A 25,949-nucleotide genomic window follows, 5' to 3' on the forward strand; every position below is an offset into this window, starting at 1 on the left:
GCGCTCGTGACAAACACAGCATGACACCGGGACTGGAAGATATATGACGTTCGTTTTGAAAAGCGCGGTATCCGCAATGGCACTCTCCTGCGGCTTGGCAGTGATGAGTGCCGCGCCCGCGCATGCCTATACGCTGATGGATATGCTGCGCGGCGACAGGCAGCGGACCCAGAGCACCATCTTCATGGATCAGGCGCCCGGCCGGCCGGTGCCGCGCGGCCCTGGCGGGTCGCTCGGCGGGCTGGACCCGGAGGCGCCGCTGCCGAAGGTGAGCGGTCCGCGTTATTACACCTACAAGACCGAGACGCTGCAGTTCGTCGACACCAGTAAATTCGCCGACCCCGTTGTCACCGGCGCGGTCGCCGATGTTTCGTCGAGCGGCGATGCCGGCGCCGAACCTGCGGTGCAGCGCCGCTTCCTGGCGCAGGCCAAGGTTCGCGCCAATGCCGATGTTGCCAAGGCGCTCGAGGCTTATTACGGCGATAGCCGCAATCCGCTTGTCTGGATCGACGGCAGCCAGATCAACGAGCGCGCCAAATCGGCACTGGCCGCACTTGCTGATGCGGCCTCAGTCGGCCTCGATCCGGCCGACTACGCCCTGCAGGCGCCCAATATCGATCCGGCCAATCCCGATCCCGCCGTCCGCGACCGGGCGTTGACCCAGTTCGAGCTCGATCTTTCGGCCAAGGTGCTTGCCTTCGTGCAGGACACGGTGCGCGGCCGCATCGATCCGAACAAGATTTCGGGCTATCACGACTTCCAGCGCAAGGCGGTCAATCTGGCGCCGGTGCTGAAGCTTGCTCGAATGAGCCCTGACGTCGGGGCCTACCTTGCCAACCGCTCGCCCGACAGCCCGCAGTTCCTGGCGTTGAAGGCCGAGCTTGCCAAGCTTCGCGCCGCCGACGGCGGCAGCGACGAGCGAATCGTCATTTCGCTCGACCGGTCGCTGAAGCCCGGCGACAGCTCGCCGGAGGTCGCCAATATCGTGAAGGCGCTCCAGAAGCATGGTTCCGAGACGCTGCGGACCGATCATGCGGCGACGCTTTCCGCCTATGCCGGCAGCAGCGACTATTCGCCCGACATCGTCTCGCTGGTCGAGGATTTCCAGAAGGAGCGCGGCCTGAAGTCCGACGGTGTCATCGGCCAGGCGACGGTGCGCGCCATGATCGGTGGCGATACCAACGCCTCGAAGATCGACAAGCTCGTCGTCGCCATGGAGCAGGCGCGCTGGCTGCCGGAAGATCTGGGCTCCCGTTACGTGATGATCAACCAGCCGGCCTTCATGGCCTACTACCACAATGACGGCAAGGAACAGCTGTCGATGCGCGTGGTGGTCGGCGGCAAGAACAACCAGACCTTCTTCTTCGACGACGAGATCGAGACCGTGGAATTCAACCCGTTCTGGGGTGTGCCGCAGTCGATCATCATCAACGAGATGCTGCCGAAGCTGCGCTCGGACCCGAACTATCTCGATCAGCTCGGCTACGAGGTCGAAGTCAACGGCCATGCCGTCGCCTCATCCAGCGTCGACTGGTACGGCTCGACCGATAACGTCTCGGTGCGCCAGCCGCCGAGCAGCGACAATGCACTCGGCGAACTGAAGATCCTGTTCCCGAACAGCCACGCGATCTACATGCACGACACGCCGTCGAAGAGCTTCTTCAAGCGTGACATGCGTGCGCTCAGCCACGGCTGCGTGCGCCTTTCCGAGCCGCGCGCCATGGCGGCGGCCGTGCTCGGCACGACCGTCGACGAGGTTGCCAAGCAGATCGCCACCGGCCAGAACCATGCCATAAAGGTGCCGCAGAAGATCCCGGTCTACGTCTCCTATTTCACCGCCTGGCCGAACAAGGACGGCGTGGTGGAATATTTCGACGACGTCTATGGCCGCGACGCCTACGTCGACAAGGCTTTCGACGCGACGACCAAGGCGCGTGGGGCGCAGATCTGATTTAGGTTTTTATGATTGTGCGGGGCGGGCGGTCTTCGGGCCGCCCGTTTTGTTTTTGGGGTGGCGAGCACGGAAAAAAGTGGAGAGAGGGTGTGACCTTCCGGCCCATCTTCCGGAAGCCGGTGCGCTATTTCGGGCCACTGGCAGAAAGTCTGGCTGAGGCGCTAACCCCACATTCCGTCATCCTCGGCCTTGACCCGAGAATCCATGCCACGACAACTTGTGAGTGCCGTGTGGATGCTCGGGTCAAGCCCGAGCATGACGGAGGGCGGGGCGGGCGAAGGAGCCATTCACGGCGTAGAAACCAGACAATGCCGACCCCGGACTGAACTGACTTGGTGAGGGCAGAGAAGTCGAGCAGACAGCCTCAGACCGCAACCTTAGCCGCATAATCGCGCATCAGCGTCTCCACCAGCTCCGGCGTCAGCTCATCGAAATGCGTGATGATATGGTCCGGAGCGAGCGTGCTCACCGGCACATCCGAATAACCGAAGGGCACGGCAATCGATGGCACGGCAGCGTTTCCCGCCACGGCGATGTCGTTGACGCTGTCGCCGATCATCACGGTGTGAGAAATATCGCCGCCGGCGCGGGTGATCGTGCCGGTGAGGTGGCGGGCGTCGGGCTTGCGGTATTCGAAGGTATCGCCGCCGGTGACAGCGTCGAAATAGCCGGTGAGATCAAGTTTTTCGAGGAGGCCGAGCGCCAGCTTCTCCATCTTGTTGGTGCAGACGGCAAGCCGGTAGCCCGCTGATTTCAGCCGGTCCATCGCGGCGACCAGGCCGGGATAGGGCTGGGTGTGGCCGGGCATGCCGGCAGCATAATGGGCGACGAAGCGCTCGACCAGCGCCGGCATGGCCTCGCTTTCGAGCGGATGGCCGCGCAGCCGGCAGGCGCGCTCGATCATCACGCGTGCGCCCTGGCCAACGAGATGGGTCAAGTCGTCATAGCTGACCGGTTCGAGGCCGAGTATCGCGATCGTATGGTTCAGGCTTTCGACCAGGTCGGCATGCGTATCAAGAAGGGTGCCGTCGAGATCGAAGACGACGAGCGGAGCGGGGGCAGGGATCAAGGGCTTGCCTCTTTGAGCGATGGGTCCTCTTGGCGGGCGACGTCCAGGAGAACGACTGCGTCGTCCCGGGAGCGGCTGCGTCGTTCCTGAGGTAGGCGATCGCGTTGCGGAAAGCAACGCCCCGCGATGGCAGGGGAGGCCGCAGGCATTTGTTTCGGCTTTTCATTTTGCGTGATGATTTTGACTTTCGTTTGCCAGGCGAGCCGTGTAAACAGCACATCCAACGCAATATCAGGAGCTGGCGGCGCATGGATGCCCGCGAAATGAAGATCAAGGCCGCCGAGGCTGCACTCGCCCATGTCGAAAGCGGCATGCGTCTTGGGATCGGTACCGGAAGCACGGCGGAAGAATTCGTCCGGCTGCTGGCGGAGAAGGTGGCCGGCGGCTTGAAGGTCGAGGGTGTTCCGACGTCCGAAAGGACGGCGCGGCTCTGCGTCGAACTCGGCGTGCCGTTGAAATCGCTCGACGAACTGCCGGCGCTCGATCTGACGATCGACGGCGCCGACGAGGTCGATGCGGCTCTCCGGCTCATCAAGGGCGGCGGCGGCGCGCTGTTGCGCGAAAAGATCGTCGCTGCCGCCTCCGAGCGGATGATCGTCATCGCCGACGAGAGCAAGCTGGTCGATACGCTCGGCGCCTTTGCGCTGCCGATCGAGGTCAATCCGTTCGGTCTCGTCTCGACGCGGATCGCGATCGAAAAGGTTGCGGGCCGGCTCGGCCTTTCAGGCGAACTTCGTCTGCGCCAGTCCGGTGACGGAGACTTTACCACGGATGGCGGCCATCACATCATCGATGCATCTTTTGGCCGCATTCCTGATGCAGAGGCGCTTTCGAGCGAGCTGAATTCCATACCCGGCGTCGTCGAACACGGGCTCTTTATCAATATGGCGGCACTTGCGATCATTGCCGGTCCTGCGGGTGCGCGCACGCTGCAGGCAAACAGATAACAGGAGCATACACTCATGATGAACATTGCAGGTCTTGGCCGTTTCGCCGCTGCGACCATCGTCCTTTCCGGGCTTGCCTTCGGCTCCGCCGTCAAGGCGCAGGAAGTTTCTGAGGAGCAGCTGAAGGCTTCTCGCGCGGCGATCGACGCCATCGGCGCTACGGCCCAGTTCGACAACATCCTGCCCGGCCTGGCCGAGCGCCTGAAGGCCGGCCTGATCCAGGATTCGCCGAACTACCAGGACATTATCTCCTCGACGGTCGACTCGCAGGCGCTGGCGCTGGCGCCGCGCCGCGGCGATCTGGAGAAGGAAGCAGCACTCACCTATGCCAAGACCTTCACGGTCGACGAACTGAAGGCGATCGCTGCCTTCTACAGCTCCGACATCGGCAAGAAGCTGCTGCGCGACGGCCCGGTTGCCTCACGCGAGACGGCGAAGGCTGCCGACATCTGGGCGCAGGGCATCTCCCGCGATCTGGAAAAGCAGAGCAACGCCATCCTTTCCAAGGTCATCAAGGCGCCGCCGGCTGCACCCGAGACCCCCGCTGCTCCGGCTCCGGCCCCGACCGCCCAGCAGTAAGGCCTGCCCGTCAAATTTCGCGAAAGCCCGGCATTGTCCGGGCTTTTTTGCTATGATGCAGCAAAAGCCGGCGACGAGATTTTGGATGAGGCATACATGTCTGATCGTTACGAGGCTGTGCAAGTCCTGATATCAGGCAGGGTCCAGGGCGTCGGTTTTCGCGTCTGGACGCGCAATGAGGCGATGCGGCTCGGGTTAACGGGCTGGGTTCGCAACCAGGACGACGGGTCTGTCGCCGCTTTGATCGCCGGGTCCGATAACGCGATCTCGACGATGGTCGAGCGTTTGAAACGCGGGCCTGCGGGTGCCTCGGTTTCACGCGTCGCGACGGAAACGACCCTGCTTGAGAAGGTGCCCACGGATTTTCGTATCACCGGCTGATGGCCGCGCCGATGCGCCGGATGCTCAGCCCCAGTCTTTCGAGCTTTTTGCCAGCTGCCACACGCCCGTCTCATCGGGCTCCACGCGCTTGTTGCCGCGGTAGAAGATCGGCAGTCCTGTTTTCTTGTCCATCGCAAAGCGGCTCGGCGTGAATTTCTCGTCCTCATGGCCCTGGATGGCGAGATTGAGCGCTTCCTTGAACTTGCCGGCCTTGCACAGGTTGGCGAAGAGAGTGTGATCCATCTTTTGCTCCGGCATCTTTTATCCCGCGGATTGCCTGCCAGTCTCAGTCGGCCAGGTCAACCGTCAATGAAGATTCGGCAAAAGAGAACGGCATGATGCGGGAGCGGGCTTTTGTTTTCATGACGATCGCTCCTATATCAGGAGCGTCCTTCCTGCGATTCCCTTCCGGAGCTCATGATGTCTTCCTATGATTACGACCTCTTCGTCATTGGCGGCGGTTCCGGGGGGGTGCGCGGCGCGCGCGTCGCTGCCTCGCTCGGCAAGAAGGTGGCGATCGCCGAGGAATATCGCTATGGCGGAACATGCGTCATCCGCGGCTGCGTGCCGAAGAAGCTCTTCGTCTACGCCTCGCAGTTCCATGAGCATTTCGAGGATGCCGCGGGCTTCGGCTGGACGGTCGGCGAAAGCAGCTTCGACTGGAAAAAGCTGGTGGCGGCTAAGGATATCGAGATTGCCCGGCTGGAAGGCCTCTACAAGAAGGGGCTCGCCGGCGCCAATGCCGAAATCCTGGAAACGCGCGCCGAGCTCGTCGATGCCCATACGGTGCGCTTGGTGAAAACAGGACAGACGGTGACGGCAAAGACGATCGTGATCGCTACCGGCGGACGGCCGAACCCGCATGCCGCACTTCGCGGTCACGAGCTTTGCATCTCCTCCAACGAAGCCTTTCATCTCGAAGAACTGCCAAAATCGATCGTGATTGCGGGCGGCGGCTATATCGCCGTCGAATTCGCCAACATCTTCCACGGCCTCGGCGTCGAGACGACGCTGATCTATCGCGGCGCCGAAATCCTGTCGCGCTTCGACGAGGACCTCCGGCGCGGGCTGCATGAGGCGATGGTCGCCAAGGGCATCCGCATTCTCTGCCACGACACGCTCCAGAAGGTCTCGAAGGGCGAAGACGGGCTTGTCGTGGAGACGCTGAAGAGCGGAGCGCTCCATGCCGGCGTCGTGATGCTGGCGCTCGGGCGCGATCCGAACACCGAGGGCCTCGGCCTCGAGACGGCGGGCGTCGCCGTCGACGAGCGTGGCGCGATCATCGTCGACGATTATTCCCGCACCAATGTGGAAAATATCTACGCGCTCGGCGATGTCACCAACCGGGTACAGCTGACGCCGGTGGCGATCCACGAGGCGATGTGCTTCATCGAGACCGAGTATAAGAACAACCCAACCCGGCCGGATTACGAGCTGATCCCGACCGCCGTCTTCTCGCAGCCGGAGATCGGCACCGTCGGTCTCTCGGAAGAAGAGGCGGGCAGGCGCTACGGTGAGCTCGAAGTCTACCGTGCTCAGTTCCGGCCGCTGAAAGCGACCCTTTCGGGCCGGTCCGAACGGATGATCATGAAGCTGATCGTCGATGCTGCTAGCCGCAAGGTGGTCGGCGCCCATATCCTCGGCCATGATGCCGGCGAGATGGCGCAGCTGCTCGGCATCACGCTGAAGGCCGGCTGCACCAAGGACGATTTCGACCGGACGATGGCGTTGCACCCGACAGCAGCCGAAGAGCTCGTCACCATGTATGCGCCGAGCTATCGCATCCGCGACGGCAAGCGTATCTGAGTGATATTCTTCAGCTGGTGATGCGCGGCGAGCGGATGACCTTGAGGAAAAGCGCCTTCATCGCCTCGGCAATGCCGTCGGTCGGCGTCACCTCGAAGTAGAGGCCGGGCGAGGCGCATGCCTGCATCTTCGTCGGGATCTCGCTCTGGAAGGGTTTGATCCAGGTATTGTACCAGCTGTTCTTCGGCAGCGGCAGATAGGTGGTGTAGAGCACTGCGACCCTGATGCCCTTGTCCTTCAGCGGCTGGCAGAAAGAGGTATCGATCGGCTCCTGGCAGCGGTTGCCGGTGAGTTTCTTGGTGCAGCCCTTCGGCTTCTCGCTATCGCCGACGCCGTCCGAAACGAAAAACAGGATCTTCTGCGGAGTCGCGGACGTGCTGCCGTCGCCGGGGGTGGTGATGATGGTTTTCATCTGCGTCAGCGCGCTGTCGAAACTCGTCTGCTGATCGTTATTGTAGCCCTGATACGGAATGGTCATCAGATCGACGGCATCGGTATAGCTGCGCACCTTGTCGAGGTCGGTGGTCGGGTCGGAGATGGTGGTCAGCTTGGCATCCTCGGCCTTGGTGCCGAAGGTATAGACGCCCATGCGAAATTGGTTGTCGGAGGCGCGTGTTGTCTTGGCTGTCTGCGTCAGTTCCTTAGTCGCCTGGCGCACGACGTCGATGCGCATACTGACGCCGAGTTTCTTGGCAAGATTGTAATAATTGTTGTTGTTCTGGGTTTCATGGCAGGCAAATGCACAGCTGTCGCTGGTGTTTTTTTCCATCGTCGAGACGTCTGTCGCGGTGGCGCCGACGCCCATGGAGGGTGTGTTGTCGAGCAGGATGTAGAAATCCATGAAGGAGGCGGTCTGGTATTCGGCCGTCGCCGTGCCGGAGATGGAGATCGAATCCCGGCCGAGAACGCGCATGAAGGTGGTCGGCACGGTCGCGGTGAAGGAAACCTGCGAATTCAGCTTGTTGGCGGCCTTGGTGACGTCGATGCCGAGATCGACCGGAACATCGGACAGCTCTCCCGAGATCTGGGACATGAAGATGCTGCGGGCATCGGCCTTGCCGAGCGAGATCGTGCCATCGCCAGTCATGCTCATCGCGGCAGCGACCGCGCCGGATTTTTCGGAGATCGAACCGACGGCGGCAGCGTCAGCGGCGGCGTAGAGCTGCGTCCTCAGGCTCAGCGCATGGGCGAAATCCACCGCCATGCCCGCCGCGCCAACAAGCGGCACCAGCAGCAGCGCCGTCATGATGCCGAAATTGCCCGAGCGGTCCGATATAAAGCCGGGCGGAAGGATCGCCATTGCATGTCCCCGATGTTGAAACTCCTTCCGCTTCTAACTTCAAAGTATAAAATATGGGGAAATCGAAATGGTATATGCCGGTTTAACGACAAGACGGCGGGCACCGGCGCCGGGGCGGAAGCTTCGGGCGATTGGCCTTTGCAAGCTTGATCTAAAAGTCTATAAGCCGCCGGATATCGAGATAGGGCATCCTGGTGAACGGATGTGAGAACAGGTGAGTGAGATGGCAGAGAATTGGACCCCGAGCAGCTGGCGGCAGAAACCGATCCTGCAGGTTCCCGAATATCCGGACGCAGCCGCTTTGGCGGCAACGGAAGCCACGCTTGCCAGCTATCCGCCGCTAGTCTTTGCGGGCGAGGCGCGCCGCCTGAAGAAGCATCTCGCCAATGTCGCCGAAGGCAACGGCTTCCTGTTGCAGGGCGGCGATTGCGCCGAGAGCTTCGCCGAACACGGCGCCGACAATATCCGCGACTTCTTCCGCGCCTTCCTCCAGATGGCCGTGGTGCTGACTTTTGGTGCGCAGCTGCCGGTCGTCAAGGTTGGCCGCATCGCCGGCCAGTTCGCCAAGCCGCGTTCGTCGAATGTCGAGAAGCAGGGCGACGTAACGCTGCCGGCCTATCGCGGCGACATCATCAACGGCATCGAGTTCACCGAGGAGTCGCGCATTCCGAACCCGGAACGCCAGGCCATGGCCTACCGCCAGTCGGCCGCGACGCTGAACCTTCTGCGCGCCTTCGCGATGGGCGGTTACGCCAACCTCGAAAACGTGCATCAGTGGATGCTCGGCTTCGTCAAGGACAGCCCGCAGGGCGAGCGCTACCGCAAGCTCGCGGACCGTATCAGCGAAACCATGGATTTCATGAAGGCGATTGGGATCACTTCGGAAAACCATCCGAGCCTGCGCGAGACCGATTTCTTCACCAGCCACGAGGCACTGCTGCTCGGCTACGAGGAGGCGCTGACCCGCGTCGATTCCACCTCAGGCGACTGGTATGCCACGTCAGGCCACATGATCTGGATCGGCGACCGCACGCGCCAGGCCGACCATGCGCATGTCGAATATTGCCGCGGCATCAAGAACCCGATCGGCCTGAAATGCGGCCCGTCGCTGCAGGCTGACGATCTGCTTCAACTGATCGATATCTTGAACCCGGCCAACGAAGCCGGGCGCCTGACGCTGATCTGCCGCTTCGGTCATGAGAAGGTTGCCGAAAACCTGCCGCGCCTCATCCGCGCCGTCGAGCGCGAAGGTCGCAAGGTCGTCTGGTCCTGCGACCCGATGCACGGCAACACGATCACACTCAACAACTACAAGACCCGCCCCTTCGAGCGGATCCTGTCGGAAGTCGAAAGCTTCTTCCAGATCCATCGCGCCGAAGGCACACATCCCGGCGGCATCCATGTCGAAATGACCGGCAAGGACGTGACCGAGTGCACCGGCGGCGCCCGCGCCGTCACCGCCGAAGACCTGCAGGACCGCTACCACACCCATTGCGATCCGCGTCTCAACTCGGACCAGGCGCTCGAGCTCGCCTTCCTGCTTGCCGAGCGCATGAAGGGCGGCCGCGACGAAAAGCGTATGGTCGCCAACGGCTGAGACTGAGCCCAAACAGATGATGAAAAGCCCGGTTCGCCCGGGCTTTTTGTTTATGGGCCTTACGTCATTAGCAGCTTCGGCATCCAACCCCTCATATACTCGCCTGAACGCTGTGCAGGTTGGCGTAGACGCCGCCTTGCGCCATCAGGTCGTCATGCGTGCCCTGTTCGACGATGCCGTCGCCCGTCAGGACCAGGATGCGGTCGGCATGGCGGACGGTCGACAGACGGTGGGCGATGACCAGGGTGGTTCGACCGGTCGCCAGGGTCAGCAGCGCCTGCTGTACGGCCCGTTCGCTCTCGTTGTCGAGCGCACTCGTCGCCTCGTCGAAGATCAGGATCTCCGGATCTTTCAGGAAGGCGCGGGCGATGGTGATGCGCTGGCGTTGGCCGCCCGAGAGCTTGACGCCGCGCTGGCCGATATCGGTGTCATAGCCATTGGGAAGAGCCATGATGAAGTCATGCGCATTGGCGGCGCGGGCGGCCGATTCCAACTCGGCATCGGTGGCGTCCGGTCTGCCATAGCGCAGGTTTTGCGCCACGGTGCCGGCAAAGAGATAGACATCCTGCTGGACCACGCCGACGTGGCGCCGGAGCGAGGCAAGCGTGACATCGCGGATATCGGCGCCGTCGATGTGGATCGAGCCGGCGTCGATATCGTAGAAGCGCGGGATGAGCGCGCAGAGCGTGCTCTTGCCGACCCCGGACGGCCCGACCAGGGCGACGAACTCTCCGGGAGCAATGGTGAGGGAAAGCCGCTGCAGCACCCGCGGACCATCGGCCTCATAAGCGAAGGCGACGTCGGAAAAACGGATCTCGCCCCTTGGCGCCGGCATCGGACGGGCGGCCGGCCGGTCGGTAATATCGGGCGCGATCTCCAGGATTTCCATGGCCCTAACGAAGCCGGTATAGCCCTCCTGCCAGAGCCGCACGAAATTGGCGAGCCTCTGCACCGGATCGATCAGCACGCCGACGCAGAGCAGGAAGGTCAGCATGTCGGGAACGGTCAGCTCCGCCGCCAGGATGCGCAAGGCCCCGACGATGATCACCAATATGGTGACGAGTTGGGCGAAGGTTTCGGTGCCGACCGAAAACCAGGCCTCGCTACGGTAGCCTTCGGCGCGGCTTTGCAGGAAGCGATGGTTCTGCTCGGCGAAACACTCCGTTTCCAGCGCCTCGTTGGCGAAGGACTGGACGACGCGGATGCCCGCAAGGGCATCCTCGACGCGCTCGTTGACGGCGGCGATCTGGCGTTTGCTGGCTTCGAGTGCGCGGTTCATGCGCCGGTTGAAATAAAGGGCATAGGCCACGGCCACGGGGGTGAGCAGCAGAATGAGGCCGGCAAGCGGCGGATCGATTGAGAATAGCACCAGCATGGCGCCGCCAAATTTCAGCACCGCGATCGAAAGATCCTCAGGGCCATGGTGAAAGAGTTCACCCAGCCAAAGGGAGTCATTGGTGATGCGGCTCATCAGCTGCCCGGTACGCTGCCGGTCGTAGAAGCTGAAGGACAGCTTCTGGCAATGCTCGAACAGTTCCTGCCGTACCGTCGCCTCGATGCGGGCGCCCATGACATGGCCGCGATAGTCGACGAAGAAGATCGCGCCGATCTGGATCGCCAGGACGGCCAGCATGACGCCGCCCATCGCCAGGATCTGTGCGAAGGCCTGCGGCGCATCAGATAGCGCCAGAAGCCGGCTCGTGACGATATTGGCGCAGAGCGGCAGGGCGACCGCCGTGCCGGCGACGAGGATCGCACAAAGCAGGTCGGCCAGCAGCAAAGGCAGATGCGGGCGGTAGTAGGAGAGGAATTTTCGTATACGCAATCTGCGCCGCTCATGGTCGGCGGCATTCGACTGGTCGCGGAAAAAGTTCAGGAAAGGCTTATGGCGTCGCGAGCTTTTCCTCGCGCGGGAGAACGGAATGTTCATGAACCTGAATGTCCTTGTGGGGGATGTTTCCTTTCTGTTTGGACAGGGTCGCTCTCATGTCAGTCTCCCGAGGATCGGATGGATTTGAGCCGTCAGTATCGCCGAGAACCGCGTTTAATTCAACGCGGTAATGGGACGAGGTCGGCAGGTGTTGTCGTCAGGCAACAGACTGTGGTTGCAATCGCGGGGCGTTACACCGGCGATGGCAGGCCTATTGCACCAGCACCGATTGCTGGCAGCGCACATCGGTGACGCGCACGTCAGCTTCGCCGATCTGATGCCGAGCAGTGTCAGCAGGTTGAAGAGCAGCTCGTGGAGCGGCTTGGTCAACCCTGAGTGTATCGGCGACGGCGCCGAGCAGCGTTACAACTATTGGTAACTATCGATGCCGGTAGGCGAGGTACACGTAAAGGGAAAGGATGGTTCCCATTTCGACCGGGGCGACAGGCGTCAGGCCTGTTCTCTTCAAGATCCCTGATGGTTTCGTTGAGGGAAATGGATTTGACCACGGCGACGATCGGCGGCAACGTTCTGCCTGAACGAGGAGAGTATGGTCATGACAGAACGACATACAGGCGGCTGCCTTTGCGGCGCCTTGCGATTTTCAATTTCGGCAAAGCTCGGACCTGTCGTCGGCTGCCACTGCTCGCAATGCCGTCGGCAGACGGGGTTCTATTACGCCGCGGTCAACGTGCCGCGCGCGGCGCTTTCGATCGAGGGCGATGGGGCCATCCGCTGGTATCGGTCGAGCGAAGAGGCGCAACGCGGCTTCTGCTCCAATTGCGGCTCGGCGTTGTTCTGGCAGGGCGACCAATCGGCGGAGATTTCTGTCATGGCGGGAACCTTCGACGAACCGAGCGGCCTGGCGTTCAGCCATCACATCTACTGCGCCGACAAGGGGGATTTCTACGAGATATCAGATGGCCTGCCGCAATATGACAGGAATCCCCCGTGATTGACAAAGGTTGATCGCCGAGGCTAGGTTTGTCGTGCTGCGTAGGGCGCTTCGCCGAATGTCGAAAGGGCAATGCCCGCCTACACTGTATCAACAGTTGCGCCCATGCCGAATCTCGAAAACCTCAAAAAGCAGGCCAAGCAGTATTTGCGATGGCACCGCGAAGGATACTATCCCGTTGCAGCCGAGATTAGAGCTGCGTTGCCGCGCTTCCGTCATCTCGATGACAGGCAGGTGCTGGAGGCGCGCTTCAAGCTCAGCGACGCGCAGGACCTGATCGCACGTCAAATGGGTTTCGAGGGATGGCAGGCGCTCAAGACAGGAGCCGCAGCCATGACAGATCCGAAAAACAAGCCCGCACCACAGGCCATCCTGAGTTCGATATCCGCGCAGTTGTTCGTCACCGATATCAAGGCGTCGTGCGAATTCTTCACCGGCAAGCTCGGCTTCAGGGTCGATTTCGTCTATGGCGACCCGCCGTTTTACGGGCAGGTCATCCGCGACAATGCTCAGCTCGCTCTGAGGCTGGTATGCGAGCCCGTGTTCGTGGGCGATATCAGGCAACGGGAACACCTGCTTTCAGCCTCGATCACCGTCGATACATCAGCCGAGATCAAGCGCCTCTTCCTGGATTTCCAGGCCGCAGGGGTGTCCTTCCATCAGACCCTCAGGAAGGAGCCGTGGGGCGCCAGAAACTTCATCGTGATGGATCCGGACGGAAATCTCATCCTGTTTGCCGGCCCAGGGGGCTGATCGTCGCGCAATAAGCGCTGCCTCAGCTTCTGGCGGAAAGTTCGGCGGTGAGACGGGCGACGTCCTCGCGCAGCCCCGTCAGTTCGGTCAGTACGTGCATGTCGATCTTCTGGTGCAGGGAGAGCACTTCGAGCTCGGCCTTGAGATTGACCTCGTAATCCTTGGCGGCTTCGAAGCGGTCGCGCTCGGCCTGGCGGTTCTGCGACATCATGATGATCGGCGCCTGGATGGCGGCGAGCATCGACAGGATCAGGTTCAGGAAGACGAAGGGATAGGGGTCGAAGGCGCCGCTCACCAGAATGATGGTGTTGATGACAGTCCAGGCGACCAGGAAGACGAAGAAGGCGATGATGAAAGACCAGGAGCCGCCGATGCGGGCGATGCTGTCAGCGATGCGCTCGCCGAAGGAGGCATCGGCTGAGAAGGCGGCGTTGACGTCGGTCGAGATGACCTTGCGCGCGTGCGCTTTCGCCAGCACGCGCTTTTCGATGTCGCCGAGTTCATCGGCCGGCTTGTCGAAATGATGGTGCATGAAATTCGAAAGATTAGACATGGCCTGTTTCCGATATCCGTTATCGATGCGGTCGCTTTCGGCGCCAGTATTCCGCTCCGGAGGTAAATTGCAATGCGTATCGGCGCCGCGGGGGCTATCGGCGATTCGTTCATAAAAATTTCGTCACTGCCGGACGCCGCATTCGGCGCGAACGTGTTGCGGTCGCGGAAGGTGCAGGCTAAATAAATGACATGACACAGGAAAACGCCCTTTCTGATATCTTCCGCATCGCGGTCGGCCAGCTTAACCCAACGGTCGGCGATGTTGCCGGCAATCTTGCCAAGGCGCGCGAGGCGCGCGCTGATGCTGCCCGGGAGGGCGCGCATCTGCTTGTCCTGACCGAGCTTTTCATCTCCGGTTACCCGCCTGAAGATCTGGTGCTGAAGCCCGCCTTCATCCGCTCCTGCTGGAAGGCGGTCGAGAGCCTGGCCGCCGACACCGCCGATGGCGGGCCGGGTGTCATCATCGGCTTTCCCCGGCAGGACGAGACCGGGCGCTACAATTCCGTCGCCGTGCTCGACGGCGGCAAGGTGATCGCGGTGCGCGACAAGATCGACCTGCCGAACTACGGCGAGTTCGACGAGAAGCGCGTCTTCGACCAGGGTGCCATGCCGGGGCCGGTGAATTTCCGCGGCGTGCGCATCGGTATTCCGATCTGCGAGGATATCTGGGGCGATCTCGGCGTCTGCGAGACGCTTGCTGAAAGCGGGGCCGAAATCCTGCTCTCGCCGAACGGTTCGCCCTATTATCGCGGCAAGGTCGATATCCGGCATCAGGTGGTGCTGAAGCAGGTGATCGAAACAGGCCTGCCGCTGATCTATGCCGCCCAGCTCGGCGGCCAGGACGAACTGGTCTTCGACGGCGCGAGCTTCGCCTTCAATGCCGACAAGACGCTCGCGTTCCAGATGAGCCAGTTCGAAACCGCGCTTGCGGTGACGACGTGGAAGCGCGGTGAAAACGGCTGGCACTGCGCCGAAGGGCCGATGGCGCATATTCCCGAGCGCGAGGAGGCTGACTACCGCGCCTGCCTGCTCGGCTTCCGCGATTACGTCAACAAGAACGGCTTCAAGACCGTTGTGCTCGGCCTTTCCGGCGGCATCGACTCGGCGATCTGCGCGGCGATCGCTGTCGATGCGCTCGGCGAGGAGCGGGTGCGCACCGTCATGCTGCCCTACCGCTACACCTCGGAGGATTCGCTGAAGGATGCCGCCGATTGCGCGAGAGCGCTCGGCTGCCGCTACGACATCGTGCCGATCGAGCAGCCGGTGACGGGCTTCAGCAATGCGCTCTCCAGCCTTTTCGAGGACACGGACAGCGGCATCACCGAGGAGAACCTGCAGAGCCGGGCGCGCGGCGTCATCCTTATGGCGATCTCCAACAAGTTCGGCTCGATGGTGGTGACGACGGGCAACAAGTCGGAAATGTCGGTCGGTTACGCGACGCTCTACGGCGACATGAACGGCGGCTTCAATCCGATCAAGGACCTCTACAAGATGCAGGTCTATGCGCTTTCGCGCTGGCGCAACGAAAACGTGCCGCCGGATGCGCTCGGACCATCAGGCGAGGTGATCCCGCAGAATATCATCGACAAGGCGCCGTCCGCCGAGCTTCGTCCCGACCAGAAGGACCAGGATTCGCTGCCGCCCTATCCCGTTCTCGACGATATCCTCGAATGCCTTGTCGAAAAGGAGATGGCGGTCGAGGAGATCGTGGCGCGCGGCCATGATGTCGCGACCGTCCACCGGGTCGAGCACCTGCTCTATCTTGCCGAATACAAGCGCCGGCAATCGGCGCCGGGTGTGAAGATCACCAAGAAGAATTTCGGCCGCGACCGGCGCTACCCCATCACCAACCGGTTCCGGGATCGCTAAGGTCATCAGTTCAAAGTGCTACAGCGTCCTTTACGTGTCTGAAAGGACGCGCGGCGCTCTAGGATTTTCGGGAGGAAACATGCGCAGCTCGGTTGAGATCTACAATGTCAGGACGGGCAGGGCTCGCGAAGTCTGGCAGACGGACAGTCTGGTTGAGGCGCCGAACTTCTCGCCCGATGGTTCCTACCTCTTGTTGAACGGAGACGGGCTGCTTTACCGTCTACCGCTTAATGGCGGAGAGGTGGTCAAGGTCGATACCGGCTTTGCCGTCAACTGCAATAACGACCACGGCATTTCGCCTGACGGCACCAGGATCGTCATCTCCGACAAGACCGAATTCGGCAAGTCGGCGATCTACACCCTGCCGATCGAAGGCGGCACGCCGAGGCTCATCACTCAAAACCTGCCGTCCTACTGGCATGGCTGGTCGCCGGACGGACTCCAGCTTGCCTATTGCGGCATTCGCGACGACCTCTTCGACATCTACACCATCTCCGTCGACGGCGGCGTCGAGACGCGGCTGACGCATGGCGAAGGCCGCAATGACGGCCCGGACTACTCCGCCGATGGGCAATGGATCTATTTCAATTCCAGCCGCACCGGTTTGATGCAGGTCTGGCGCGTCCATCCCGATGGCACGGGTCTCCAGCAGGTGACTTCGGACAATCACGGCAACTGGTTCGCCCATCCGTCGCCGAATAACGACAAAGTGCTGATCCTGTCCTACGACCCATCGGTTTTCGACCATCCGCGCGACCTCGATGTGCGGCTGCGGCTGATGGACATGGACGGCGGCAATCTGAAAACAGTGTTCGAGCTTTTCGGCGGGCAGGGCACGATCAACGTGCCCTGCTGGTCACCAGATGGTGATGAGTTTGCCTATATCAGGTATTTTCCCGCGGCTTAGCGCGTCCGCCGCCGCTCGCGAGCGGATTTCGCCAAGTCTTCCAGCACAGCAACCGACATGTCCCAGTCGATGCAGCCGTCGGTGATGGACTGGCCGTAGACGAGCGGCTTGCCGGGAACGAGATCCTGGCGGCCGGCGACGAGGTTGCTTTCGATCATCATGCCCTTGATGTCGCTGTTTCCGGCGGCGATCTGTGCGGCGACTGACTTGACGACGATCGGTTGGTTCATCGGGTCCTTGCCGCTGTTGGCATGGCTGGCATCGATGAGGATGCGTGGGGCCACAGCGAGCTTGACGGCGTCGCTCGTGACCGCCTCGACGTCGGCTGCCTCATAGTTCGGCCGCTTGCCGCCGCGCAGGATGATGTGGCAGTCCTCATTGCCCGTCGTCGAGGCGATGGCCGCCTGTCCGTCCTTCGTCACCGCCGGGAAGTGGTGCGGCTGCGAGGCGGCAAGGATCGCGTCCAGCGCCACGCGCACGCCGCCATCGGTGCCGTTCTTGAAGCCGATCGGGCAGGAGAGGCCGGAGGCGAGTTGCCGGTGGATCTGGCTCTCGGTTGTGCGCGCGCCGATCGCGCCCCAGCTGACGAGGTCGGCGATGTATTGCGGCGTGATCGTGTCGAGGAATTCGACGCCGGCGGGAAGGCCCATCGCATTGATGTCGAGCAGCAGGCGCCGGGCGATGCGCAAGCCTTCCTCGATGCGGTAGCTGCCGTCGAGATGTGGATCGTTCATCAGGCCCTTCCAGCCGACGGTGGTGCGGGGCTTTTCGAAATAGACGCGCATGACGATCTCGAGATCGCCGGCGAAACGCTGCCGCTGCTCCGCGAGCCGTGCGGCATAGTCCCTGGCCGCGACAGGATCGTGGATGGAGCAGGGGCCGATGACGACGATCAGGCGATCGTCTTCGCCCCGGAGAATTTGATGGATCGCATCGCGGTTGCTGGTCACGGTCTTGCTGACATCGGCATTGCGGGGAATTTCCGCGATGATATCGGCAGGCTTGGTCAGCGGGGTGATCTCGAGGATACGCAGATCATCAATGGTATCGGACACGGGTATGCTCCTGTTTGGTCATACCGTGCGGAAAAAAAAGCCGCCAGGTAGACTAGCGGCTGTTCGGGTTGTCGTCGCGTCGAATTCAGTTACGCATGGACCCGCGTCCGCTGTGAGGAGCGGTACCAATAAAATCGCGAGGCGTAGATAGAAGTGATCGACATGGTGCGTATGTAGTGTCACTGCCACGCGTTGTCACGCAGAATTTTCTGTCTGAAAAATACCGCCCGAAACCACGTATGCATCCGGGCGATATTTGTACTGCTTCAATGAGCTAACGCAATTCTGTGATCAAAGGGCGTCGACGTTCACGCCGATGGTGATGGCGCCGATCGGGGTTCCCTTATCGTCTGATATCGTGACGCTTGCCTGCGACTGCAGCGTCTGGGTGGATTCGTCCTTTTCGATCTCGTCGACGAAGACGGCGTCCTTGCCGGCGCCGAAGGACTTCTGGAACTTGGCTTCGTCGCCCTGCCAGTAGTCTGACGTAACGTCGCTCTGGCCGACATTCAGGCCCTTTGCATCCATGACGAAGATCTCGGTGATCTTGCCGCCGGAAGCAGTTTTCTTTTCCTGAAGGAATTTAGACAGCGCATTGCCGAGCACACCGTCGATCATCGAGTGGTCGGAACCATCGACTTCTGCGCGCCATTTCTTGTCGAGCGCGTCGATATCACCAGCGCTCAGGTTGGCGTTGGTGGCGTCCTGCGCCTTGAGGGCATCGATGATGGCAGGGTCGTTCAGCCAGGGTTCGACGTCGCTCTTCACGTAGTCGGCGATCGGGGCAAGCTGGGCAGCATCCTGCGCCATGGAAACGCCCATGGGGAGAGCTGAAGCGGCGCAGGTCAAAAGCAATGCGGTCATAATTTTCTTCATAGCAGTTCCCTTCTGATGATCAGTTGTTGAGGAATGAGGCTTGAACGAGGATGACGTCAGAATTCTTCCCAGGCGCCGGGAGAAGCAGCAACGGCGGCACTTGTGGCATGCCGCTGCGCAACGACTCTCTGCTCCTGGCGAGGCTGACGAACGGGTTGAGCGGGTTGCGGCTGGCTGGCGGCAGAGGCGCCGACAGTGAACCCAGCCGCCGAATTCTGCAGCAGGCGCCCCTGCGTCAGCAGTTCCTGGCAGGCCGCGTTTGTTTCCTCGACCATGGCCGCGTTCTGCTGTGTGGCCTGATCCATCTGGTTGATCGCGCCGTTGATTTCCTGCAGGCCCGTCGCCTGTTCGCGATAGGACTGAACGATGGAGGCGATGCTGTCGCTGATGCGGTTGACCTGCTCCTCGATCTTCAGCAGGGCGTCGCCGGTTTGATTGACCAGCCCGACGCCGGCGGCAACCTCTTGTCCTGACACGTTGATCAGGTTCTTGATTTCCTTCGCCGCGGTTGCGGAGCGCTGGGCAAGTTCACGCACTTCCTGCGCAACGACCGCGAAACCCTTGCCGGCGTCGCCGGCACGCGCGGCCTCGACGCCGGCATTGAGCGCCAGCAGGTTGGTCTGGAAGGCGATTTCGTCGATCACGCCGATGATGCGGCCGATCTGGCTGGACGAAGTCTGAATCCGATCCATCGCGCCGATCGCATCGCGCACCACCGTTGCAGACACATGGGCGCTGCGCTTGGTTTCCTCAACCAGTTGCCCGGCATTCTCGGCCCGCTGCGACGATGTTCTGACTGTTGTCGTCACCTCGTCGAGAGCCGCGGCAGTCTGCTCCAATGCGGCTGCCTGCTGTTCGGTCCGCCTGGCGAGCTGATCGGCGGAGGAGGCAAGCTCGCTCGACCCGCTTTCGACCGCGACCGAGGCGGTCTTGATCTCCGTCAGCGCGGCGGCGACCGCTTCGACCATGCAGTTGAAATCCTGCCGCAGCTTGTCGAATTCGGGGCCGAGATCGGCGAGACTTATCGAGAAATCGCCTGCCGCAAGCCGTTCCAATGCATTTGCGAGCGTGTTCATGACCAGCCGTTGCGTGTTGCTGGCCTCTTCCGTCAGCGATGCGTTGCGCGCCCGTTCGGCGTCGAGTGAGGCGCTCTGTTCGGCTGCAGCCTGTTCCCTTTCGATCTTCGCAATCGCCTCTTCGCGGAAAACTTCCAAGGCCCGCGCCAGGAAGCCGATTTCATCGCCGTTTTCGCGGTAGGTGACGGGAGAGGCGAGATCGCCTTTCTGCAAAGCGCTGATCCTGCCGCTGAGGATCCTGAGGGGGCGGCCAACGAGGCTGCGCATGGCGAGAAGAAATGCGACGACGGCCAAGGCTGTTATCGCCGATTGTGTGAGCAGCGAAATGACGACCTTCTGACGAACTTCGGAAGCGATCTTTTCGATAGACCAATTCGTGAGGACGTAACCGGTGGCCTTGCCCAACTTATCCAGCGGAAGCGGCGCGATGATCGTGACCACGCCTGCCGCCACGCCGTCGTCGATCGTCGTTTTTTCCGGCTTGGCACCGAGGCGCTTCTTCAAATCGTCGGCAGAAGGCAAACCGCCGATGCCGTCGCGCGTCCACGTATCGACGGCTGCGAGGTCCGCATTGAATGCGGCAAACTGGACAAGGTCGAGCGAGGGATCATCCCGGTAGAGCGAATAAGCCTCGCGAACGGCATTCGCCTTGCCCCATTTGACGCCGCCGGCGGCCACGGATGCAAACTGTTCGGCATCCTTGGCCCAGTTCGCCTTGGCGCCATCGACCAAGGCCCGGGTTTCGTACATCCAGCTATAGGCCGCGAAGGCGGAGATGCCGCAGAGATTGACGGTGACGATGATCGCTGCCAGCTTTGCCGTCAGGGGCATCGTTTTGAGAAATTGGAACATGCCGTGGGGCCTCGAATGCAAACGCGGTCGGCTAGTCCCCGACCGGCATATCAATACGGGCATCCACGCCGGCGATCGCAGCGCGAGCACTCATGCCCACGTCCTCCTTGCGACCCAAAACGCGCAATCTTAGTCTGTATTTTTTGTGTGAAGAAATGATAAATTGAAATGGACATCGGCGCGTCCGGCTGCTGTTTCCGGATTGCCGGGCCTCGATCGCCGCGGCGCTCCCCATCGCAACCGCCTTCCAGGAATAAAAGACTAAGAGCCGCGTTCCGCCATCGCCTCTTCGGGCTCGGCCTGGCGGTGCCTGCGGCGGCGTGTCGTCAGTTCCGCGCCGGTATCGCGAGGCAGGCGCAGGAAGGTGATGCAGGCAAGTGCCGAAATCGATGTCGCAGGCAGCTTGCCGCTGCGCCGGTTTCCTGAAATAGATGCATCGTCAGGTGCCCGCCGTCGCGGCGGGAGAATCGGGAATCCGGTGCAAGACCGGAACGTGCCCAACGCTGTAAGGCCGACGCCTGCCGCTCATCATGCCACTGGCTTTTTGCCGGGAAGGCTTGCGGCAGGGGGATGACGCCAAGTCAGAAGACCGGCCTGGCAAGATAGACCCAACCCGCGCGGACGGCGGGCGGTTGCGTTGTTTGGGATTTGACGATGCGACCCTTTGATGAGGATGCCCTTTCGGCGGCATCCGGCTTTTCCTTGGCCGAACGCGAGGCCGTTTATCACGCGATCATGACGCGGCGTGACGTTCGCAGCCAATTTCGGCCCGATCCCTTGCCCGACGACGTCGTGGAGCGGCTGCTGACCGCCGCTCATCACGCACCATCCGTCGGCTTCATGCAGCCCTGGAATTTCATCCTGGTGAAAAGTGCGGAGGTGAGGACGCGGGTGCGGGATGCCTTTGCCAGGGCCAACGAGGAGGCGGCGCTGATGTTCGAAGGCGAACGGCGGCAGGCTTACCGTTCGCTCAAGCTTGAAGGCATCGTCGAGGCGCCGCTCGGCATCTGCGTGACCTGCGATCCGACACGCAGCGGCAGCGTGGTGCTGGGGCGCACGCACAATCCCAGGATGGACGCTTATTCCACCGTCTGCGCCATCCAGAATCTCTGGCTTGCTGCACGGGCGGAGGGTGTCGGAATTGGCTGGGTCAGCATCTTTCGCGAAGGCGACCTGAAGACCATTCTCGGCATACCCCACCATGTCGAGGTGGTCGCCTGGCTCTGCGCCGGCTTTGTCGACCGGCTCTATGACGAACCGGAACTCTCCGTCAAAGGCTGGCGGCAACGGCTGCCGCTCGAAGAACTCGTCTTCCACGACGGCTGGGGACGGAGCGAGCGCTGAACCGGATTCAGACGATCACTGCTGCTGCTGCGGCTGCGGGCCGGGCGTTGCCGGATTGGCAAGATCGATCGAGCCCTGGTCGCCGGCGAGGAATTGCGGGCCCACCTGGCGGACCTTGTTCTGCGTCGGATCGTAGGGACGCTCCGGGACAGATGGCTGCGGCACGGTGGCTGCCGCGGCATCTTTCGCCGGCGGATTGGTGTGGAGGGTGGTGATCGAGCCCTGTTGCGGCGGTTGGCTCAGGGCCTGCTTGCCGCGCATCTCATTGTAGTAGGCGGTGAGATTGCAGGCGCAGGCGTTCTTTTCGCCGGGCGCGCGGCTCTTGTAGGCGAAGGCGTTCTTCATCGCGCTGTAGGGCGTGCCCGTCGCGACGGAGATCATGTTCGAGGCTTCGGTGCTCGTCACGTCGCGATAGAAGAGCTGGGTCTCGATGCCGGGGCACATCTTGGCGCAGGTCTGGGCATCACGGCCGAAATCCACCGAGGTGGCATTCGAGCTGATCGGAAAGAAGCCGCCGTCGCAGCTGCGCACGCAGATGGTGCTGACGGGCGAGAGCATATCGGCTCGCGGCAGGCCGTAACGCGGGTCAACCTGTTCATCGCCGCCGAGCGGAATGAAGGTATCGGTGCGCATCGCCTGTTCCTCGATGCTCGGGGCGGGATCGTTGGCGCTGCGCTCGGACGGCGCATAGAAATTGTCGCTGTTGCAGCCGTTGCCCTCGAGGGCGGTGGTCAGCTCGCGGCGTGCGTCGTCATTGCCATCGGTCTGGTTGCGCAGCTCGTCACGGCGATCCTGAAGATAGCGGATATTGTCGATCATCCGGGCTTCGGCCTGCGAGAGTTCGGCGCAATAATCGGCATTCTCTCCGCCGATCACGACCATGCTGCCCGAGGTGCAGTCGAAACTGCGCAGATCGTTGCGAACCTTGCGCAGTTCGAGGTTCTGCTCGGCCATGGCGTTGGCATATTGGCGCGCTTCCGGCCCGTTGTTGTTGCCGATCGATCGTGGCAGATCGGCCAGACGGCCGCGCAGGTCGTTGCAGATAGCGCTGGTCTGCGCGGCGGCTGGTGCTGCCAGTGCAAGAAGGAGCGCGAGAGACAGGTTTCGGCGTTTCACGGCGTCGTCCCGGAATGAGAAATATTCAATCGGTCAAAGGCGACGTCCATCCGCCGCGCGTTTTCTCTTAGCGTGTTTCTCTTAAGAAGCTGGGATATATTCCTAGCGCATTTTCGCAATTTTATCCAGCAGATGCGGCAATCTTCCTTTGGGGAAGGTCTGGGGTAGCTTTGCGCTGGAAGCGGACACCGCAACCGTCAATGGCAGTTCCCTTCTTCATCCGAATTGTTATTCTCACCGCTCGCTCCTGCGGGAAATTGGCTTTCACTGGGGATAGAACACAATGCGCTATATGCTCATGCTGCATGCCGACGAAGCTGCCGGGAAGGCCATAGCACCTGAAGACATGGCACGCTTCCTCGGCCAGATGTATGCCTATCAACAGGCGCTGGAGAAAGCGGCGGCGTTCGTCTCCAGCAACGCGCTCGTCAGTTCCTCCGAGGCGAGTATCGTTCGCGTTCAGGGAAATGAGGTCAGTGTTCTGGACGGCCCTTATGCCGATGTTCGCGAACAGTTCGGCGGTTACTTTATCATTGACGTCGCCGATATTGATGAAGCCAACAAATGGGCGGCACGCTGTCCTGCCGCGACCTGGGGCACGGTCGAGGTTCGTCGTATCAGGGATGCCTCGGAATATGCAGGATGACGGATTCGGGTTCCATCCTTGCCCGATCCGTTGCAGAGCGGGTGGCGCGCGAGAGCTATGGCCGCCTCGTCGCTTATCTTGGCGGGCGCTTGGGTGACCTCGCGTCTGCCGAGGATGCGCTCGCGGCGGCTTTCCTCGCGGCTCTCGAGAAATGGCCTGTCGATGGCGTGCCTGACAACCCCGATGCCTGGTTGCTGACCATCGCCCGCAGGCGCAGGTTCGACGATTGGCGCAAGGACAAAGTCAAGGCGAGGAGTGCCGATCATCTCGCGCTCATCACCGAGGAACTCTCGGCCGCGGCGGAACGGGATGAAGAAATCGCGGACAGGCGACTGGCGCTCATGTTTGCCAGCGCACATCCCGACATCGATGTCTCGGTGCGAACGCCGCTGATCCTTCAGACCGTGCTGGGCCTGACCGCGGCAGATATCGCCGCGCGGTTTCTCGTCTCTCCGAAGGCCATGGGGCAGAGGCTGGTGAGGGCCAAGGCGAGGATCAAGGACGAGAAAATTCCGTTCGTCGTGCCGGAAAAAGAGGAATTGTCGAACCGCTTGCCGCCGGTACTTGCTGCCATCTACGCCGCCTATACGAATGGGTGGTTGGACATTGACGGGGCGGAAACGCTTGGACAAGAGGCAATCTGGCTTGCACGTGTGGTCGTATCCCTGCTTCCGCAAGAGCCGGAGCCGAAAGGTCTTCTCGCACTGATGCTTTATGCGGAGGCGCGGCGATCATCCCGCAGGGGGCCTGATGGTGCATTCGTGCCGCTGGACAGCCAGGATGTCGGACTTTGGGATCATGAGCAATTGCGCATCGCAGAAGGTCTCTTGCGAGAGGCAAACGCAAAGGGGCCAACAGGCCGCTACCAGATCGAGGCGGCCATTCAATCTGCCCATGTCGCGCGCCGTTTGAGCGGCATCTCAAACTGGCAAGCTGTGGTTTCCCTCTATGATGTGCTGGGCAGGATTGCTCCGTCGCCCGTCGTGACACTCAATCGGTCCGTGGCGCTCATGCGGATAGGGCAAGCAGATGCGGCTCTCGGCGACATATATACGCTTGCCGTCGATCCGAGGATGGCCGACTACCTGCCCTATTGGACGGCCCGCGCGCGGATTTGCGCCGATCTAGATAGGCATGTCGAGGCGGCGGAAGCTTTCACGGTCGCCATCGGATTGTGTTGGTCGGAGGTAGAACGACGCCACCTCGAAGAACAGCGCTCAAAAGTTTTATGTTGACCACGAAGTTTTCTCACGGCGCCTGTCGAAATCGAGAACTCCTGCACGACATCCGTCTGTCCAACCAAGGAGTACGACATGACCAACACTTCAATAACCGTACAGAGCATCTTCGCTTCCGCCACCGTTTCCAACTTTGACGAAGCCCTCGTCTGGTATGAAAAGCTCATGGGGCGTCCCGCAGATGACAAGCCGATACCGGGCATGGCTCAGTGGCGCAAAATGGGCGGGGCCGGCCTGCAGGTCTGGAAGGATGACAAACGCGCAGGCAACGGGATGATAACGATCGTCGTCCCCGAGCTCGAGGCCGAGCGCGAAAGGCTTTCGCGCCAGGGCTTGCAACTCGTCAACAAAGTGGAAGGCGACTTTGGGGTCGTGGCTCAGATATTTGATGCGGAGGGCAACCGGATCAACCTGGCCGAGCCTCCCAAGGGATCTGTGAAGAACTGACTTCGCAGTCGCCGCTTCCAGACAATTAAGTCTTCGGCCCAGAGCAATGGCTGCTTTGGGCCGAAAGCAAAGGCTGGAGATGATTGAATAGCAAGAAGTGGCTGGCGCGGATCGCCCTGGCCGGCGCGGCGGCGAGCGAAGGCGAAAAGGGCGGAGAATGACAAGCATTTCCAACGAGCTTCACCCTGCGACGACATTCGGCATACCGGCAGCCCAACACGGTCTCCATATCTTCGTGGACGGTTGTTATGATCCCGGTTCCGGGCACGGGGGCTGGGCTTTTGTTGCTTATCGCGATGTCGTGGAAATCGCCTCCGGCTTCGGTGGCGTCGGAGACTCCGCCAATAATTCGATGGAGTTGACCGCCGTCCTCAAGGCAGCAATATGGATCAACGGCGAGGCGACGGGCGAAGCCGCGACCATCTGGTCGGATTCCATCTACGCCGTCACAGGCTGCAACATCAGGCGACATATCTGGAAGAACAATGGCTGGAAGAAAAGCAATCCGAACGGGAATGCTCGAAGCCGAATGATCGCCAATGCTGAACTCTGGAAAGCGGTCGATCTTCAGCTATCCCAGAATCCGTTGGTCACTATTGCCTGGTGCAAGGGCCATTCCTGCGTATCAGGCAACGAACGCGCGGATGAGCTTGCGGATAGAGGACGTCTGTCGTTAGGGCGCGGATGACTTGGCGTA

General features: G+C 61.5%; 24 protein-coding genes and 1 riboswitch. Of the genes, 15 read left to right on the forward strand and 9 right to left on the reverse strand.

The window, feature by feature from the left end; translation table 11 throughout:
• The first annotated feature begins 43 nt into the window (after positions 1 to 43).
• Complete coding sequence (locus EFB14_RS03315) at positions 44 to 1,951, forward strand: L,D-transpeptidase family protein (protein ID WP_126822694.1); 1,908 nt, start codon at positions 44 to 46, stop codon at positions 1,949 to 1,951.
• Positions 1,952 to 2,318: 367 nt separating this feature from the next.
• Here the strand turns inward: EFB14_RS03315 and EFB14_RS03320 are convergent, their stop codons facing one another.
• Positions 2,319 to 3,023, reverse strand: coding sequence for an HAD family hydrolase (locus EFB14_RS03320; RefSeq protein ID WP_126822696.1), 705 nt, complete (start codon positions 3,021 to 3,023; stop codon positions 2,319 to 2,321).
• 248 nt (positions 3,024 to 3,271) lie between these two features.
• Between EFB14_RS03320 and rpiA the strand changes: the two genes are divergently transcribed.
• From rpiA to EFB14_RS03335, 3 genes are all read left to right on the forward strand, one after another.
• Complete coding sequence (gene rpiA / locus EFB14_RS03325) at positions 3,272 to 3,970, forward strand: ribose-5-phosphate isomerase RpiA (RefSeq protein ID WP_126822698.1); 699 nt, start codon at positions 3,272 to 3,274, stop codon at positions 3,968 to 3,970.
• A 15-nt stretch (positions 3,971 to 3,985) separates the two neighbouring features.
• A complete protein-coding gene (locus EFB14_RS03330) occupies positions 3,986 to 4,549 on the forward strand; it encodes a DUF2059 domain-containing protein (RefSeq protein WP_126822700.1) in 564 nt (187 codons plus the stop codon).
• A 96-nt stretch (positions 4,550 to 4,645) separates the two neighbouring features.
• A complete protein-coding gene (locus EFB14_RS03335) occupies positions 4,646 to 4,930 on the forward strand; it encodes an acylphosphatase (RefSeq protein WP_126822703.1) in 285 nt (94 codons plus the stop codon).
• A 24-nt stretch (positions 4,931 to 4,954) separates the two neighbouring features.
• Here EFB14_RS03335 and EFB14_RS03340 read toward each other — a convergent pair whose 3' ends face one another.
• Complete coding sequence (locus EFB14_RS03340) at positions 4,955 to 5,173, reverse strand: hypothetical protein (RefSeq protein ID WP_126822705.1); 219 nt, start codon at positions 5,171 to 5,173, stop codon at positions 4,955 to 4,957.
• Positions 5,174 to 5,350: 177 nt separating this feature from the next.
• Between EFB14_RS03340 and gor the strand changes: the two genes are divergently transcribed.
• Positions 5,351 to 6,736 carry a glutathione-disulfide reductase gene (gene gor / locus EFB14_RS03345; RefSeq protein ID WP_126823530.1) on the forward strand — a complete coding sequence of 462 codons (1,386 nt, stop codon included), beginning with the start codon at positions 5,351 to 5,353 and terminating at the stop codon, positions 6,734 to 6,736.
• A 10-nt stretch (positions 6,737 to 6,746) separates the two neighbouring features.
• On the opposite strand, the gene EFB14_RS03350 is transcribed toward gor, so the two are convergent.
• Complete coding sequence (locus EFB14_RS03350; RefSeq protein WP_125845817.1) at positions 6,747 to 8,036, reverse strand: VWA domain-containing protein; 1,290 nt, start codon at positions 8,034 to 8,036, stop codon at positions 6,747 to 6,749.
• 223 nt (positions 8,037 to 8,259) lie between these two features.
• Between EFB14_RS03350 and EFB14_RS03360 the strand changes: the two genes are divergently transcribed.
• Entirely contained in the window at positions 8,260 to 9,633 is a 1,374-nt protein-coding gene (locus EFB14_RS03360; protein ID WP_126822707.1) for a class II 3-deoxy-7-phosphoheptulonate synthase, read from the forward strand.
• Between the two features lie 91 nt (positions 9,634 to 9,724).
• Here the strand turns inward: EFB14_RS03360 and EFB14_RS03365 are convergent, their stop codons facing one another.
• On the reverse strand, positions 9,725 to 11,563 hold the full coding sequence (locus EFB14_RS03365) for an ABC transporter ATP-binding protein (protein WP_126822709.1): 1,839 nt from the start codon (positions 11,561 to 11,563) through the stop codon (positions 9,725 to 9,727).
• 556 nt (positions 11,564 to 12,119) lie between these two features.
• Between EFB14_RS03365 and EFB14_RS03370 the strand changes: the two genes are divergently transcribed.
• Positions 12,120 to 12,518 carry a GFA family protein gene (locus EFB14_RS03370; protein WP_126822711.1) on the forward strand — a complete coding sequence of 133 codons (399 nt, stop codon included), beginning with the start codon at positions 12,120 to 12,122 and terminating at the stop codon, positions 12,516 to 12,518.
• Positions 12,519 to 12,623: 105 nt separating this feature from the next.
• Complete coding sequence (locus tag EFB14_RS03375) at positions 12,624 to 13,271, forward strand: VOC family protein (protein ID WP_126822713.1); 648 nt, start codon at positions 12,624 to 12,626, stop codon at positions 13,269 to 13,271.
• Between the two features lie 22 nt (positions 13,272 to 13,293).
• Here EFB14_RS03375 and EFB14_RS03380 read toward each other — a convergent pair whose 3' ends face one another.
• Positions 13,294 to 13,824: a DUF1003 domain-containing protein gene (locus tag EFB14_RS03380; RefSeq protein ID WP_126822715.1), complete on the reverse strand. Its 531-nt coding sequence runs from the start codon at positions 13,822 to 13,824 to the stop codon at positions 13,294 to 13,296.
• Positions 13,825 to 14,015: 191 nt separating this feature from the next.
• Between EFB14_RS03380 and EFB14_RS03385 the strand changes: the two genes are divergently transcribed.
• Positions 14,016 to 15,695, forward strand: coding sequence for an NAD+ synthase (locus tag EFB14_RS03385; RefSeq protein WP_126822717.1), 1,680 nt, complete (start codon positions 14,016 to 14,018; stop codon positions 15,693 to 15,695).
• Between the two features lie 79 nt (positions 15,696 to 15,774).
• On the forward strand, positions 15,775 to 16,602 hold the full coding sequence (locus EFB14_RS03390) for a TolB family protein (protein WP_126822719.1): 828 nt from the start codon (positions 15,775 to 15,777) through the stop codon (positions 16,600 to 16,602).
• Here EFB14_RS03390 and EFB14_RS03395 read toward each other — a convergent pair.
• The 3 genes from EFB14_RS03395 to EFB14_RS03405 all read right to left on the reverse strand — a co-directional run bounded on the left by EFB14_RS03395 (position 16,599) and on the right by EFB14_RS03405 (position 20,461).
• Entirely contained in the window at positions 16,599 to 17,657 is a 1,059-nt protein-coding gene (locus tag EFB14_RS03395) for a 3-deoxy-7-phosphoheptulonate synthase (protein WP_126822721.1), read from the reverse strand. The two genes, EFB14_RS03390 and EFB14_RS03395, sit on opposite strands and share 4 nt — an antisense overlap.
• Positions 17,658 to 17,948: 291 nt before the next feature.
• Complete coding sequence (locus EFB14_RS03400) at positions 17,949 to 18,533, reverse strand: hypothetical protein (protein ID WP_126822723.1); 585 nt, start codon at positions 18,531 to 18,533, stop codon at positions 17,949 to 17,951.
• Between the two features lie 56 nt (positions 18,534 to 18,589).
• Positions 18,590 to 20,461 (reverse strand): methyl-accepting chemotaxis protein, encoded by a 1,872-nt coding sequence (locus EFB14_RS03405; RefSeq protein ID WP_126822725.1) that lies wholly within the window; start codon positions 20,459 to 20,461, stop codon positions 18,590 to 18,592.
• Between the two features lie 424 nt (positions 20,462 to 20,885).
• Positions 20,886 to 21,073, forward strand: a riboswitch (cobalamin riboswitch).
• 42 nt (positions 21,074 to 21,115) lie between these two features.
• On the opposite strand from EFB14_RS03405, the gene bluB reads away from it, so the two are divergent.
• Positions 21,116 to 21,805, forward strand: coding sequence for a 5,6-dimethylbenzimidazole synthase (gene bluB / locus EFB14_RS03415; RefSeq protein WP_126822727.1), 690 nt, complete (start codon positions 21,116 to 21,118; stop codon positions 21,803 to 21,805).
• 15 nt (positions 21,806 to 21,820) lie between these two features.
• On the opposite strand, the gene EFB14_RS03420 is transcribed toward bluB, so the two are convergent.
• Positions 21,821 to 22,921 (reverse strand): DUF2865 domain-containing protein, encoded by a 1,101-nt coding sequence (locus EFB14_RS03420; protein WP_126822729.1) that lies wholly within the window; start codon positions 22,919 to 22,921, stop codon positions 21,821 to 21,823.
• Between the two features lie 283 nt (positions 22,922 to 23,204).
• Here EFB14_RS03420 and EFB14_RS03425 point away from each other — a divergent pair, with 283 nt between their 5' ends.
• The 4 genes from EFB14_RS03425 to EFB14_RS03440 all read left to right on the forward strand — a co-directional run bounded on the left by EFB14_RS03425 (position 23,205) and on the right by EFB14_RS03440 (position 25,940).
• On the forward strand, positions 23,205 to 23,567 hold the full coding sequence (locus EFB14_RS03425) for a YciI family protein (protein ID WP_125845802.1): 363 nt from the start codon (positions 23,205 to 23,207) through the stop codon (positions 23,565 to 23,567).
• Complete coding sequence (locus tag EFB14_RS03430; protein WP_126822731.1) at positions 23,564 to 24,802, forward strand: RNA polymerase sigma factor; 1,239 nt, start codon at positions 23,564 to 23,566, stop codon at positions 24,800 to 24,802. Before EFB14_RS03425 ends, EFB14_RS03430 begins: the two co-directional genes overlap by 4 nt.
• Before the next feature lie 78 nt (positions 24,803 to 24,880).
• A complete protein-coding gene (locus tag EFB14_RS03435; protein ID WP_126822733.1) occupies positions 24,881 to 25,252 on the forward strand; it encodes a VOC family protein in 372 nt (123 codons plus the stop codon).
• Between the two features lie 157 nt (positions 25,253 to 25,409).
• Complete coding sequence (locus tag EFB14_RS03440) at positions 25,410 to 25,940, forward strand: ribonuclease H family protein (RefSeq protein ID WP_126822735.1); 531 nt, start codon at positions 25,410 to 25,412, stop codon at positions 25,938 to 25,940.
• Positions 25,941 to 25,949 lie beyond the last annotated feature (9 nt).

This window comes from Rhizobium fabae (assembly GCF_003985135.1).
In the GTDB taxonomy this organism is placed as follows: Bacteria; Pseudomonadota; Alphaproteobacteria; order Rhizobiales; family Rhizobiaceae; genus Rhizobium; species Rhizobium pisi.